At 75.8% G+C, this 14,559-nt stretch carries 8 protein-coding genes; 7 read left to right on the forward strand and 1 reads right to left on the reverse strand.

The window, feature by feature from the left end; genetic code table 11:
• Positions 1–177 precede the first annotated feature (177 nt).
• The 5 genes from D5H75_RS24670 to D5H75_RS24690 all read left to right on the forward strand — a co-directional run bounded on the left by D5H75_RS24670 (position 178) and on the right by D5H75_RS24690 (position 8,328).
• The gene (locus D5H75_RS24670; RefSeq protein WP_119928895.1) at positions 178–3,267 is read left to right on the forward strand and encodes an ATP-binding protein; all 3,090 of its coding nucleotides are present in this window, start codon (positions 178–180) and stop codon (positions 3,265–3,267) included.
• A 238-nt stretch (positions 3,268–3,505) separates the two neighbouring features.
• Positions 3,506–4,330, forward strand: coding sequence for an ABC transporter ATP-binding protein (locus D5H75_RS24675; RefSeq protein ID WP_119928955.1), 825 nt, complete (start codon positions 3,506–3,508; stop codon positions 4,328–4,330).
• Positions 4,331–4,345: 15 nt separating this feature from the next.
• A complete protein-coding gene (locus D5H75_RS24680; RefSeq protein WP_119928896.1) occupies positions 4,346–5,338 on the forward strand; it encodes an ABC transporter substrate-binding protein in 993 nt (330 codons plus the stop codon).
• Entirely contained in the window at positions 5,335–7,422 is a 2,088-nt protein-coding gene (locus D5H75_RS24685; protein ID WP_119928897.1) for an iron ABC transporter permease, read from the forward strand. Before D5H75_RS24680 ends, D5H75_RS24685 begins: the two co-directional genes overlap by 4 nt.
• Positions 7,423–7,428: 6 nt before the next feature.
• Positions 7,429–8,328, forward strand: coding sequence for a siderophore-interacting protein (locus tag D5H75_RS24690; protein WP_119928898.1), 900 nt, complete (start codon positions 7,429–7,431; stop codon positions 8,326–8,328).
• 3 nt (positions 8,329–8,331) lie between these two features.
• Here D5H75_RS24690 and D5H75_RS24695 read toward each other — a convergent pair whose 3' ends face one another.
• On the reverse strand, positions 8,332–11,166 hold the full coding sequence (locus D5H75_RS24695; RefSeq protein WP_147425270.1) for a serine/threonine-protein kinase: 2,835 nt from the start codon (positions 11,164–11,166) through the stop codon (positions 8,332–8,334).
• 156 nt (positions 11,167–11,322) lie between these two features.
• On the opposite strand from D5H75_RS24695, the gene mgrA reads away from it, so the two are divergent.
• On the forward strand, positions 11,323–12,348 hold the full coding sequence (gene mgrA / locus D5H75_RS24700) for an L-glyceraldehyde 3-phosphate reductase (RefSeq protein ID WP_119928900.1): 1,026 nt from the start codon (positions 11,323–11,325) through the stop codon (positions 12,346–12,348).
• A gap of 146 nt (positions 12,349–12,494) precedes the next feature.
• Positions 12,495–14,528 (forward strand): SpoIIE family protein phosphatase, encoded by a 2,034-nt coding sequence (locus D5H75_RS24705; protein WP_119928901.1) that lies wholly within the window; start codon positions 12,495–12,497, stop codon positions 14,526–14,528.
• Positions 14,529–14,559: the final 31 nt, after the last annotated feature.

The following is a 14,559-nucleotide window of genomic DNA, read 5'->3' on the forward strand; positions in this document are numbered from 1 at the left end:
GCGCCTTCCCCTTCCCGCGCCTTCCCCTTCCCGCGTCTCCCCTTCCCGCGCCTCCCCTTCCCGCGCCTCCCGCCCGCGCCGTACGGCCGCCGCCCGGCTGAGGCCGTACCGCCAGGTCATGGCGAGCGCGCGGGCACGCGGACGACCAGGGGGAATGGGGGTGGATAGGGTGCTTTCATGCGCTTCGGGGTGCTCGGCCCTCTCATGGTGTGGGGGGAAGGCGGGGAGGCGGTCCGGGTGCCGGAGGCGAAGGTGCGCCTGCTGCTCGGGGCGCTCCTCGTGGCGCGGGGGCGGCCCGTCTCCGCGGAGACGCTGATCGACGACCTGTGGGGCGGCTCGCCGCCGGGGAGCGCGGCGAACACGCTCCAGGGCAAGGTGTCGCTGCTGCGCAAGGCGCTGGGGAGCGCCGGCGGCGTGGAACGGCAGGCGGCCGGGTACTCCCTGCGCGTCGCCGAGGACGAGGTGGACGCCTGGCGGTTCGAGGCGCTGCTCGCCCGGGCCCGCGCGAGCGCCGACCCGGAGGAGCGGGAGCGGCTGCTGACGGAGGCGCTCTCGCTGTGGCGGGGCGCGGCGCTCGCCGACTTCGCCGAGCACGAGTTCGCCCGGCCGCACATCGCGCGGCTTGAGGAGCTGCGGCTCGTCGCGGTGGAGGAGCGCGCCGCCGTACGGCTGGCGCGGGGCGAGCACGACGTGCTGGCGGCGGAGCTGGCGCCGCTGGCCGAGGCGTACCCGCTGCGGGAGCGGCTGCGGGCCGTGCAGATCGAGGCGCTCTACCGGTCCGGGCGGCAGGGGGAGGCGCTGGCGGCCTACCACGAGCTGCGGACCCGCCTGGCGGACGAACTCGGCGTGGACCCCTCGCCGGAGCTGGCGGCGCTGCACGCGGCGATGGTGCGGCAGGACCCGGCCCTGGGCGGCGCGCGGAGCAACCTGCCCGTCCCCCTGACCCCGCTGGTCGGCCGCGAGGAGGCCGTCGCCGCGGTACGGCGGGCGCTGGGCGCGGGCCGCCTCGTCACGCTCACCGGGACAGGCGGCGTCGGGAAGACGCGGCTCGCCGTGGAGACCGCCGCCGGGCTGGCCCCGGCGTACCCCGACGGGGTGTGGCTCGTCGAGCTGGCCGGCATCCGCGACGGGGACGCCGTGATCTCCCCGGCCGAGGCCCTGGTCGCGGTGCTCGGGCTGCGCGAGGGCGTGGACCGGATCGCCGAGGCGCTGCGCGGGCGGCGCACGCTGGTCGTCTTCGACAACTGCGAGCACGTGATCGAGCAGGTGGCGGAGCTGGCCGGTCGGCTGCTAGGGGCCGTTCCCGGCCTGTCGGTGCTGGCCACGAGCCAGGAGCCGCTGGGCGTCGCGGGCGAGACGGTGTACCCCGTGCCGCCGCTGGAGCCGGAGCACGCCGCGCGGCTGTTCGAGGAGCGGGCCGCGGCCTCGTCGCCGGGGGTCTCCTTCGGCGACGACGAGCGCGCGGCCGTCGCGGAGATCTGCCGGCGGCTCGACGGGATCCCGCTGGCGCTGGAGCTGGCCGCGACCCGGGTCCGGGTGCTGGGCGTGCGCGAGCTGGCCGCGCGGCTGGACGACAGGTTCGCGCTGCTCGCGGGCGGCGCGCGGGGCGTCCCCGCGCGGCAGCGCACCCTCAGGGCGATGATCGACTGGAGCTGGGAACTGCTCACCGAGCCCGAGCGCGTCGTCCTGCGCCGCCTCGCCGTGCACGCCGACGGGTGCTCCCTCGCGGCGGCCGAGGCCGTCTGCGCGGGCGGCGGGCTGCACCCCGGCCAGGTGCTCGACCTGCTCGCGCGGCTGGTGGACCGCTCGCTGGTCGTCGTCGGCCCCGGCCCCCGCTACCGCCTGCTGGAGTCGGTGGCCGCGTACTGCGCCGTACGGCTGCGCGAGGCCGGCGAGGACGCCGAGGTGCGGGAGCGGCACGCCGAGTACTACACGGACCTGGCCGAGCGCGCCGGGGAACGGCTGCGCGGGCACGACCAGCGGGAGTGGCTGGAACGCCTCGACCTGGAGACGCCCAACCTGCGCTCCGCGCTGGAGACCGCCGTCCGCGCCCGCCCCGACCTGGCGGTGCGGCTCTCCCGCGCGCTGCTCTGGTACCAGTTCCTGCGCGGCCGCCTGGAGGAGGCCCGCCGTACCCTGCGCGCGGTGCTCGCCCTCGGGGAGGGCATCGGTCCGGCGTTCGCCGAGGCGGGGGCGTGGCTGGCGGGGATCACGCTGCTGCAGAGCGAGGACCCCGACCCGGCGGGGCGGAGCCGGGCCGGGCTCGGGCCGTACGAACGGGCCGGGGACCCGGCCGGAGTGGCGCGGGCGCGGTGGTTCCACGGGTACGCCCTCTACCTCGCCGGGGAGCTGAGCGTGGGCGAGGAGCTGGCCGGGGCCGCCCTGGCGGAGTTCCGGGCGGGGGGCGACGCCTGGGGCGAGGCGGCCGCCCTGGCCGTACGCGCGCACCAGGCGCTGAGCCGGGGGGACCTTTCGGCGGCGCGGGTGGACGCGGAGGCCGCCGCGGCCGCGTTCGCCGCGCTGGGGGACCGGTGGGGCCAGACGTTCTGCGTGTCCCCGCGCGCGGCGCTGGCCGAGATCGACGGCGACTACGACCTGGCCGAACGCCTCCTCCGGGAGGGACTGCGCTCGGCGGAGGAACTCGGCCTGCGGATCGACGTGTCGTACCGGCTCTCCGGGCTGGGCCGCATCGCCCTGCTCCGGGGCGACCACGAGGGGGCCCGCCGCCTGCACGAACGCGCCCTGCGCCTCGCGACGGAGCAGTCGCACCGGGCCGCCCAGGTCTTCGCCGAGATCGGCCTGGCCCTCGGGGCCCGCCGCGCGGGCGACCTGGACGCCGCCGAACGCCACCTCCGGGCGCTGCAGGAGTGGTACGGCCGGGTGGACGTCCAGCCGGGGAACACGCTGATCCTGGCCGAGCTGGGGTTCGTGGCCGAGCTCCGGGGCGACCCCGAGCGCGCCCTGTCCCTCCACCTGGCGGCCTTCTCCATCGCACGGGACGTCCTGGGCGACCCGCGCGCCATGGCCCTGGCCCTTGAGGGGTCGGCCGCCGCCCTGGCCGGGACCCGGGCCGAGCTGGCCGCCACCCTCCTCGGCGCGGCCTGCGCGGCCCGGGCCCGCGCCGGCCACCCCCTCCCCCCGGCCGAGCGCGCCGACGTGGACCGCGCGACCGCCCTGGCGACCGAGCGCCTGGGCGAGCCCGGCTTCGCCGCCGCCTTCGCCCGCGGGACCGCCCTCGGCCTCGACGAGGCCCGCGCCCTCCTCTGACCATCCCCGGGATCGCGCCCGCCTGCGCCGTGCGCGCCGTCCGGCAGGGGGCGCGGCACGGCCCCGGGCGGGCCGGTGGGGCAGGGGATTCCGGCGGGACTCGGGACGCCCGGTGGGTTGATCGCGCGTGATCCGGGGACGGGAGAGCTGAGTCATTTGCGGAGAGTGGGGTGGTTCACACTCTCCCGGGGCTTTTGAATTTGGAAAGGTTAGCCTAACCTAATGGCTTGTGACCGAGATGATCGTCCAGCGTGACGTCGCCCTGCGCGGAGACAAGCTGTGCCTCAGCTACCACGGCAGCACCGTCGTGGAAGACGGCTGTATCGCCCTGCGCCCGGGGCGGGTCACCGCGCTGGTGGGCCCCAACGGCAGTGGCAAGTCCACCCTGCTGCGGGCGCTGGCGCGGCTGCACCGGGCCGACCGCGGCTCCGTGTCGCTCGACGACACGACCTCGGCCGCGGCGCTCTCGCCGCGTGAGTTCGCGCGCCGGGTGACCCTGCTGGCGCAGAGCCGGCCCACCCCGGCCGGGGTCAAGGTCCGCGACGTCGTCGGGTACGGCAGGCACCCGCACCGGGGACGGTGGCGGGGCGGCGACCCGGACGGCCCGGCCGCGATCATCCGCGCGATGGACGTGACGGGAGTCGCGTCCATGGCCGAGCGGGCGGTGGACGAGCTGTCCGGCGGCGAGCTCCAGCGGGTCTGGCTGGCGAGCTGCCTGGCGCAGGACACCGGCGTGCTGCTGCTGGACGAGCCCACCAACCACCTGGACCTGCGGTACCAGGTGGAGCTGCTGGACCTGGTCCGCGACCTGGCCGAGGAGCACCGGGTGGCCGTCGGGGTCGTCCTGCACGACCTGAACCAGGCCGCCGGGGTCGCCGACCACGTCGTGCTGCTCTGCAACGGGCGCGTCCTCGCCGACGGCACCCCCGAGGAGGTGCTCACCGAGGAGCGGCTCTCCCTGGCGTACGGCATCCGCATCGAGGTCACGCACGACCCCCGGACGGGGACGGTGCACACCCGTCCCGTCGGGCGGCACTCCGCCCGCGTCCACGTATCAATCTGACAGGAAACAGAACCGATGAAGCCCTTGCGCGGCGCGATCGTAACCCTCGCTGCACTTCTCACCCTCGCCGCGTGCGGCACCACCGAGCCCCCGAAGGACGCCGCTCAGGAGGCGGGCAAGCCGAGCGCCGCCGGCGCGGGCCCCGTCACCGTCACGGACAGCCGGGGCAAGGCGATCAAGCTGGACAAGCCCGCCTCCCGTGTCGTCACGCTGGAGTGGGCCGAGACCGAGATGCTGGCCAGCCTGGGCGTGCAGCCCGTCGGCGCGGCCGACCTCAAGGGGTTCGCCGTCTGGGACACCGCGGTCAAGCTCGACCCGTCGGTCAAGGACGTCGGCACCCGCGTCGAGCCCAGCGTGGACTCGATCGTCGCCCTCCAGCCCGACCTGGTCATCATGGAGTCGGTCCGCGACGCCGCCCTGGTCGACCAGCTCGAGAAGACCGTCCCGGTCCTGGTCACCAAGGCCAGCGACGGCAAGGACAACCTCGGCCGCCTGCGCGCCGACTTCAAGATGGTCGCGGCCGCCGTCGGCAAGACCGCCGAGGCCGACAAGGTCCTCGCCGACCTGGACAAGACCCTGGCCGAGGGCAAGCAGAAGCTCGCCGCCGCCGGCGCCGCGGGCAAGCCGTTCATCATGGCCGACGGCTGGAAGGAGAACAGCAACATCTCCATCCGCCTGTTCGGCAAGCACGCCCTGGTCTCCGAGGTCGCCGAGCAGCTCGGCCTGGTCAACGCCTGGACCGGCAAGGTGGACCCGATGTGGGGCCTGGGCAACACCGACGTCGAGGGCCTGACCGTCCTGAAGGACGAGAACATCCGGTTCTTCTACAACGCCTCCGACAACGACGACGTCTTCACCGGCGGCCTGGCCGGCAACGCCATCTGGAAGTCGCTGCCGTTCGTGAAGAAGCAGCAGGTCACCCGCCTGCCCGACGGCATCTGGACCTTCGGCGGCCCGCTGTCGTGCAAGCAGTACGCCGAGGCGCTCCTGAAGGCCTACGGGGCTTGAGCACAGTCCTGACGCCGGCTCCCCCGGCCGCCGCGCCCGCGCGGCGGCTGGGGGTCGCCGGCCTCTTCGTGCTCGGGCTCGCGGGGGTCGTGCTGATCGCCGCGGTCCACATCACCCAGGGCACGTCGTCCGTCGGCGTGATGGACCTGCTCCGCCTGCCCTTCACCGACGGCGACGGCGGGGAGGCCGCGCGCGTGCTGGCCGCCTCCCGGCTGCCGCGGCTGCTGGCCGGCGTCGCGGTCGGCGTCGCGCTGGGCGTGGCCGGGGCGCTGCTCCAGTCCCTCGCCCGAAACCCGCTGGCCTCCCCCGACACCCTCGCGGTGGCCGACGGCGCGCACCTGGCCGTGGTCGGCGTCGCGGCCTTCGGCGTCACCCTGCCCACGCTCCCGGCGGGCGGCCTCGCCCTCGTCGGCGGGCTCGGGGCGGCGGCGCTGGTCATGGCCCTGTCGTCGGGCGGGCGGACGAGCACCACCCGGCTGATCCTCGCCGGATCCGCCACCGGGATCGCGCTGCACTCGCTGACCAACCTGCTCATGATCCTGTTCCAGGAGCAGACCACCGGCCTGTTCGCCTGGGGCTCCGGCTCGCTGGTGCAGTCCGACCTCGTCGCGGTCGCCCAGCTCGGCCCGATCATCGCGGCCGCCGTGCTCCTCGGCGTGTTCGCCGGCCCCCGCCTGGACATCCTCGGCCTCGGCGACGACACCGCCGCCACCCTGGGCGTCAACGTACGGCGGACGCGCGTGCTGGCCACCGTCCTCGCGGTCGTGCTCTCGGCCGCCGCCGTGACCATCGCCGGGCCCATCGGCTTCGTCGGACTGTGCGCCCCGGTCGTCGTCCGCCTGCTGCTCCGCGTGATCGCCGGGCCGCAGCGGCACCGGGTGCTGCTGCCGCTGGCCGCCCTCGCCGGCGTGATCTTCGTGCTCGGCGCCGACATCGTGCTCCGCGCCGTGCTCGGCGGCCAGGCCGGGGTGGACGTCCCCCCGGGCGTGGTCACCACGATCATCGGCGCGGGCGTGCTGATCTGGCTGGCCCGCCGCCACCGCGACGCCGGGCCCACACGCCGGCCCCCCACCGTGCGGTCGGCCGCGGGCCGGTCCCGCGCCGCGCTGTGGACGATCGGCGGCGTGTGCGCCGCGCTCCTCGCCGGCGCCGCCGTACTCGGCCTGCTGGCCGGGGACAGCTGGCTGCTGACCGGCGACGTCGCGAACTGGCTGCGGGGCGAGAGCGGCAAGGTCGTCACGTTCGTGCTCGACCAGCGGTACCCCCGGGTGCTCGCCGCGGTCCTCGCCGGAGCCGCGCTGGCCGTCGCCGGGACGATCTTCCAGGCCGTGTGCCGCAACCCGCTCGCCGAGCCCGGCGTGCTGGGCGTCACCGCCGGGGCCGGGGTCGGCGCGATCACGCTGATCACCCTCGTGCCCGCCGCGGGGATCTGGGCCATGTCCGCCGCCGCCGGGTTCGGCGCGGTGGCCACGTTCGCCCTGATCTACCTGCTGTCCTGGCGCGGCGGCCTCAGCTCGGACCGGATCGTGCTCATCGGCGTCGGCGCGCACGCCGCCGCCACCGCGATCACCGTGCTGATCATCGTCCGGTCGGATCCCTGGAGCACGTCCAAGGCGCTGACCTGGCTCTCCGGCTCCACCTACGGCCGGGTCCCGGTGCAGCTCATCCCGGTGGCGCTGGCGCTCGTGCTGGTGCTCCCGCTGGCCGCGCTGCTCCGCCGCGACCTGGACCTGCTGGCCCTGGACGAGGACACCCCCCGCATCCTGGGCGTCGCCCTGGAGCCGGTACGGCTGGCCGCCCTCGGCGGCGCCGTCCTCCTGACCTCCTCGGCGGTCTCGGCGGTGGGCGTCATCGGCTTCGTCGGGCTCGTCGCGCCGCACATCGCGCGCGCCCTGGTCGGCGGGCGGCACGCGCACGTGCTCCCCGTCGCCGCCCTCCTCGGGGCGATCCTCGTCAGCCTGGCGGACACGCTCGGCCGCACGGTCATCGCCCCCGCGCAGATCCCCGCCGGTCTGGTCACCGCCCTGATCGGCACCCCGTACTTCGTCTGGCTGCTGTGGCGGTCACGAGCAGGACAGGACTAGAACCACATGATCGCTCCCTGGCGTCCCTTCGCGGTCCGCGTGCACGGGCTGACCCGGCTCAGCCCGTCGTTCCTGCGCGCCACCTTCACCGGCGACGACGTGGACGTGTTCGCCGACAACGGCTACGACCAGCGGGTCAAGCTCGTCGTGCCGCTGCCGGACCACGGGATCGACGCGTTCCCGCTGGACGCGGACTGGTACGCCGGCTGGCGAGCCCTCCCCGACGAGAAGCGCAACCCGATCAGGACGTACACCGTGCGCGCCGTACGGCCGGGCGAGGTGGACATCGACCTCGTGCTCCACGGCTCCGGCGACCACCCCGCCGGGCCCGCCGCGACCTGGGCCGCCGCCGCCGAGCCGGGCGACCGCGCCGTGCTGATCGGGCCCGACGCGCGGTACACCGACGGGCCGCACGGGGGGCTGGAGTTCCGCCCCGCGCCGGGGGCCGGGCCGTTCCTGCTGGCCGGGGACGAGACCGCGGTCCCCGCGATCGCCTCGATCCTGGAACGGCTCGCGCCGGACGCGACCGGCGAGGCGTTCCTGGAGGTGCCGCACGCCGCCGACGCCCTCGACCTCACCGCGCCGGAGGGCGTGCGCGTGACGTGGCTCCCGCGCGAGGGCGAGCCGCACGGGACCGGGCTGATCCCGGCGGTGCGCGAGGCGGCCGCCCGGCTCCTCCCCCGCGCCGCCTCCGACGCGCCCCTCGGGGACGTGAACGTGGACGAGGACATCCTGTGGGAGGTCCCCGACGCGCCGCCGGGCGGGTCGCCGTACGCCTGGCTGGCCGGGGAGGCCGGTGTGATCAAGACGCTGCGGCGGTGCCTGGTCTCGGAGCACGGGATGGACCGGCGGGCGGTGGCGTTCATGGGGTACTGGCGCGTGGGCCGGGCCGAGCCGAGCGCCTGAGCCCTACGGGATCGGGCCGGAGTGCTCGTCCCACCACTTCATGAAGTCGCGGGGGTTCCCGGCGCGGAGGGCGACCGCCTGGATGTTCAGGCGGTTGTCCGTCCAGGCGAGGACGTTGTGGTCGCCGTGCCTGCCGCAGCGCACGCGCCCGGTCTCCTTGTCGTCGATCGTGTAGACCGAGCCGCCGCTGAAGCCGGCCGGAAGTGACGTGCAGCTCGGCCCGTCGGGCACGCCGCCGGTGGCGAAGTGGGCGTCCATCGCCGCCCGATCGGGGAACTGGAAGTAGAAGACCGCGTGGGTGTCCTCGGACGTCCCGCAGACGATCCCGGCGGTGGCCGTGGCCGGCGCCGCGGCCCCCGCGACCTGCTCCGGCGCGCGCATGCAGGTGAGCTTGGACTCGCCGGGGACGTGCCGCATGAGCGCCTCCTCGGCGGGAGAGGGGAATCCCGTCGCCTTGTTGCGGGCCGCCACGATGTCCTCGACCGGCGGTCCCTGGTTCTCCTGCCACCAGTCGGCCAGTTCCGCCGCGTCGGGGCCGGTCGCGCGGCCCAGGACGGACAGCGGCTCGCTCGTCCACTCCACCGCGTGGCCGTCGCGCGGGTCGCGGTAGCAGAGCAGGCTGCCCCAGATCACCGTCTGGTACTCGATCGTCTGGTGGCCCAGGAAGTCCTTGGGCGGCGGGTCGTCCGTGCACGGCGTCCGCCCGGGCGCGGACACCGCGTCGATCTGGCGCTGGTAGTCGCGCTTCAGCCCCTGCTCGCCCGCGAAGCGGTAATAGGTCACGGTCTTCGCGCCCTCGCCGCGCGGCGCGCACCGCACGGCGGCGACCAGTCGCTCGCGGAACCGCTCCAGGCTTCCCGCGGGGACGCGCTCGCAGCCGTCGAGGCGCACGAGATCGACGAGGGCCTTCTCGTCCGGCGTGGGGAAGGAGGGGACGCCCTCCCACGTCGTCCACAGCCTGTGGACGACCTGTCCCGGCTCGTCCGCGCGGCCGGTCACGCGGGCGGCGGCGCGCGTGACGTCCGAGGTCCAGACGAGGGTGGCGGACCGGCCCTCCGGGTGGCACAGGAGACGGCCCCGCGCCTGGCCGGTGTGCGGGTATCGGTGCTCCGCGGCGTCCTCGGCCGCGCAGTCGCCGCTGCCGCGCGCGACCCCGGCCCGGCGCACGACCTCGGCGTACGCGTCGTCCAGCTCCGCCCGCGTGTCGAACAGCCCCACCACGACCTCCCGCCGCGTGGCGTCCCGGCAGGTCAGGGAGGTCTTCGCGCCGGGGAACGCGGCGGACTCCAAGATCGCGCAGTCGGCCCGCAGCGCCGCCGGGACCCGGGCGAGCGCGTCCGGGGAGGGCCGGTCGCCGCCGGTCAGCCGCAGCGCCGCGAACGCCCCGCCCGCCGCCAGGAGCGGGACCACCAGCGCCGCCGCGATCCAGGCCCGGCGGCGTCCCCGGCCTCGCGCGGCCCCTCCGGGCCGTGCCCCCGCGCCGCCGGCGCCGGTCCCGCCCGTGCCGCCTGGGTGGCCTGGGGCGCCTGGGCCGCCGTCCCCCGGCGGGAGCGCGCCGCCGTCCGTCCCCGCGCCGGACGCCCCGGTCCCGCCCCCGATCCCGCCTCCGATCCCATCCGCCGTGCCCGGGACGCCCGTGGTCACGCCGCCCGTGGTCACGCCGCCCGCCGTGCCCGGGACGCCGGATGCCGCCCCGGTCGCCGGGCCACCCCCGGCCGTGCCCGCCGCCGTCGCGCCGCCGGGGACCTGACCCTCGCCGACCGCCCCACCGACCGTCCCGGCCGCCGTGCCGTACGGCGGGGCCGCCGGGTCGTACGGGACGCCCGGGTCGTACGGGACGCCGGGGGCGCCGCCGTACCCGGGCGGGACGCCGTACAGGACGACCGTGCCCGGGAGGGTGGGCACGGTCCCGCCCGGCGGGACGGGGTGGAACGGGCCGACCGGCGACCCGGGGAACGCGGCGAGGCCGGGGAACCCCGGGTACCCGCCCACGACCTCGGCGAACGCCCGCGCCAGCTCCCCGCACGAGGGGTACCGGTCGTCCGGGTCCTTGGCCATGGCCCGCGCCACGATCGCGTCGTACCGGGGGTCGAGGTCCGGCCGGGCCGCCGTCACGCGCGGCGGCGGGTCCTGGATGTGCGCCCACAGCACCGCGATCGCGTCGCTCCTGCGGTACGGCCGGAGCCCGGTGAGGCACTGGTAGAGCACCGCGCCCAGGGCGTACACGTCCGCGCGGGAGTCCACCGGGTAGGCCTGGATCTGCTCGGGCGCGGCGTAGTCGGCGGTGCCCACGAACTGGCCGCCCGGCCCGACGGTGTCGGCGGAGACCTGCTTGGCGATGCCGAAGTCGCACAGGTAGGCGTGGCCGGAGCGGCGGTCGATGAGCACGTTGCTCGGCTTGACGTCCCGGTGGACCAGCCCGGCCTCGTGCGCGGCGTCCAGCGCGGCGGCGATCTGCCGCAGGAACCCCAGGGTGCGCGGGGGGTCCAGGGCTCCCTCGGCGCGGAGGTACACCCCGAAGTCCTCACCCTCGACGTACCGCATGACCAGGTAGAGCAGGTCCCCCGCGGACCCCCGGGCGTAGATCGGGATGACGTTGGGGTGGTCGAGCCGCGCCGCGATGGAGACCTCGCGCTCGAACCGCTCGCGGAAGCTCGCCTCGCGGGCCAGGTCCGGGTGGAGCACCTTCAGCGCGACCCGGCGGCCGAGCGCGAGGTCCTCGGCGAGGTAGACGTGGCTCATCCCGGTCTGCGACAGCCGCCGGACCGGGCGGTAACCAGGAAAGATCGCGGTGATCTCGGGCGAGCCGGGGAAATCCCCCATCGCCGGGTCGTCCACGTCCACATCCCCGGAGCCATCCGACGGTCAACGTGTCTGCGCAGGCCCCCCGGTCCTGGCCCCACCAGCCTACGCCACCGGTCCGCCGCCGATCGAGCCTCCGCCCGGCCGGGGGCCGCGGCGGCGGGCGGCCGCCCCCGTGACAGACTCCTGACCATGAGCCACGTCGCAGCCGATGATCGTTATGACCGTATGGAGTACCGCCGGTGCGGCCGGAGCGGCCTCCGCCTCCCCGCCGTGTCCCTCGGCCTCTGGCACAACTTCGGCGACGACAGGCCCATCGACACCCAGCGGGCGATCCTCCGCCGCGCCTTCGACCTGGGGATCACCCACTTCGACCTGGCGAACAACTACGGCCCGCCGTACGGCTCGGCGGAGGTCAACTTCGGCCGGATCCTGCGGGAGGACCTGCGGCCGTACCGCGACGAGCTGGTCATCTCCACCAAGGCCGGGTACGACATGTGGCCGGGGCCGTACGGCGAGTGGGGCTCGCGGAAGTACCTCCTGGCCAGCCTCGACCAGTCCCTCGCGCGGATGGGGCTGGACTACGTGGACGTGTTCTACAGCCACCGCTTCGACCCGGACACGCCCCTGGAGGAGACCATGGGCGCGCTCGACCACGCGGTGCGCTCCGGCAAGGCCCTCTACGCCGGGATCTCCTCCTACTCGGCGGAGCGCACGGCCGAGGCCGCGGCCATCCTGCGCGAGATGGGCACGCCGCTGCTCATCCACCAGCCGTCGTACTCCATGCTGAACCGCTGGGTCGAGGGCGGCCTCCTGGACACGCTGGAGGAGAACGGCGTGGGCTGCATCGCCTTCTCGCCGCTGGCCCAGGGCATGCTGACCGACAAGTACCTCGGCGGCGTCCCGGCCGGCTCCCGCGCCAGCCAGGGCAAGTCCCTCTCGCCGGACCTGCTCACCGAGCGGACCCTGGGCCACATCCGCGCCCTCAACGAGATGGCCGCGGCCCGGGGCCAGTCGCTCGCCCAGATGGCCCTGGCCTGGACCCTGCGCGACCCCCGCGTCACGTCCGTCCTCATCGGGGCCAGCAGCGTCGCCCAGCTCGAGGAGAACGTCGCCGCGCTCGCCAACCCCGGCTTCACCCCCGAGGAGCTGGCCGCCATCGACCGCGACGCCGTCGAGGCCGGCATCAACCTGTGGGCCGCCTCCAGCGCCGGCTGACCGTGAGCGCCCCGCCGTACGGCCGGGGCCGCGCCCGGGCGTCCCTCCGTACGACGAATCGCCTGGTGGGGGCGCGGTAGAGGGGGCTCGCGAGGGGTACGGCCAGGGACGGTGGGTTCGCGCCGGGAACGGGCCGGGGGTCGCGCATGGGGGACGGGAACGAGATCGGGGACCTGACGCTGGACGTGCTGGACCCCGCGCCGGTCGGCGTGTCGGTGACCAGCGGGCCGGAGCACCGGCTGCGGTACACCAACGCCGCCTACCGGGCCATCTTCGGGGACCGGCCGCTCGGGGTGCCGCTGCGGGAGGCGTTCCGCGGGGTGCTGGAGACGGCGTACTTCGACCTGCTCGACGGCGTGCTCGCGACCGGCAAGCCCATCACCATGGACGCGGTGGCGGCGCGGGTGACGCTGCCGGAGACCGGCACCCGGCGGCTGTACCTGTCGTTCAGCGCCTCGCGGGTGATCGGGCGCGGCGAGCCGAAGGTGGTCATCATGGTCGCCGACGTGACCGAGCAGGTCACGGCGGCGCAGCGGATCCGGGACACCTCCGAGGAGCGGCGGCGGATCCTGCGCAGGTTCCAGAGCCTGGTGCGGGTGAGCGCGCAGATCGTGTGGGTGACCGGCCCGATGGGCGGGGTGACCGAGCCCAGCCCGGGCTGGGAGCGGGTGACCGGGCAGAGCTGGGAGGAGTTCCGGGGCGAGGGCTGGCAGGCGGTGGTGCACCCCGAGGACCGCCCGGGCGTCGTCGAGTCCTGGCAGCGGGCGCTGCGCGAGGTGCGGCCGTGGCACTGTGTGTACCGCCTGCGCACGGTCTCCGGGGAGTACCGCCACTTCGAGGTCAACGCGGCCCCCGTGGTCGAGGGCGGCGTGGTGATCGAATGGGTGGGCACCTGCTCCGACATCGAGCGCCGCTGGCAGGAGGAGCGCCGCCGCGAGCTGCTGGACCGCGCCGCCGCGGCCACCGCCGACAACACCGGGCTGCGGGAGATGCTGGGCGCGCTGGCCGAGGTGATCGTGCCCGACCTGGCCGACGGCTGCGGGGTGCACCTGCTGTGCGACCTGCCCGACCGCCCCGAGGGCGCCCCGTTCACCGCCGAGCGCGTGGCGACCGCCGCGGGGCCGAGGTTCCCGCGCCTGCCGGCGAGCGGCGTCGAGCGGTACCCCGCGTCGGGGGGCTTCGCGCGGGCCGTACGGCTGCGCAAGCCGCTCCAGCGGACGTTCCCGCAGGGCCGGCCGCCCGCCGAGGTGCTGCCCGCGGGCACGACCGCGTGGCTCAAGGCCGCGGGCGCCAACAGCGTCGTCCTGCGCCCGGTGGTCGTGGACGGCACGGTGGCCGCCGTCGTGACCACCGCCACCTGCGACCCGCGCCCCCCGATGAGCCCGGAGGACATCCAGCTCATCGGGGAGATGTTCGAGCACGCCCACGACGCGCTCAGCAGCGCGCTGCAGTACCAGCGCAGCCAGCAGGTCGCGCTCGCGCTCCAGCGCAGCCTGCTCGTGGACCCGCCGGAGGTGCCCGGCCTGGAGATCGAGGCGCGCTACCGGCCCAGCCCGGCCGCCGCGGACGTGGGCGGGGACTGGTACGACGCGTTCGTGCTCGCCGACGACGCGACCGTGCTGGTCATCGGGGACGTGGCCGGGCACGACCTGCGCGCCGCCGTCGCGATGAGCCAGCTCCGCAACCTCCTGCGCGGCCTGACCGTGGACCGGCCCGAGCCGCCGGGCCACGTCCTGCGCCGGATGAACACCGCGATGGAGACCCTGTACGGCGAGGGCACCGCGACCTGCGTCCTCGCGCGGGTGGAGAGCTCCGGACCGGAGGAGTGGGAGCTCCGGTACGCCGTCGCGGGGCACCCGCCGCCGCTGCTGGTCACCCCCGGCGGCCGGGGCCGCTTCCTGGACGAGGCCGCAAACCCGCTCCTGGGCCTGCTGTTCGACCAGCCCTACGTGAGCGCGATCGAGCCGCTGCCCCCGGGGGGCACGGTGCTCCTCTATACCGACGGCCTGGTGGAACGCCCCGACGAGCACCTGGACCAGGGGCTGACCCGCCTGCGCAACCACGCGGCGGCCCTGGCCGGGGAACCCCTCCCGGTCTTCTGCGACCGCCTCCTGGACATCCTGCCCACGACGGGCAAGGACGACATCTGCCTCATCGCCCTCCGCGTCCCCGGCCCCTGATCCACGCGCCCCGCGCCGCCGTACGCCGCAG

Source organism: Bailinhaonella thermotolerans, from assembly GCF_003594875.1.
GTDB lineage: Bacteria > Actinomycetota > Actinomycetes > Streptosporangiales > Streptosporangiaceae > Bailinhaonella > Bailinhaonella thermotolerans.

Coding starts and splice junctions, on each gene's coding strand:
- D5H75_RS24670 (WP_119928895.1), top strand. CDS start 178: ATGCGCTTCGGGGTGCTCGGCCCTCTCATGGTGTGGGGGGAAGGCGGG.
- D5H75_RS24675 (WP_119928955.1), top strand. CDS start 3,506: ATGATCGTCCAGCGTGACGTCGCCCTGCGCGGAGACAAGCTGTGCCTC.
- D5H75_RS24705 (WP_119928901.1), top strand. CDS start 12,495: ATGGGGGACGGGAACGAGATCGGGGACCTGACGCTGGACGTGCTGGAC.
- D5H75_RS24680 (WP_119928896.1), top strand. CDS start 4,346: ATGAAGCCCTTGCGCGGCGCGATCGTAACCCTCGCTGCACTTCTCACC.
- mgrA (WP_119928900.1), top strand. CDS start 11,323: ATGAGCCACGTCGCAGCCGATGATCGTTATGACCGTATGGAGTACCGC.
- D5H75_RS24690 (WP_119928898.1), top strand. CDS start 7,429: ATGATCGCTCCCTGGCGTCCCTTCGCGGTCCGCGTGCACGGGCTGACC.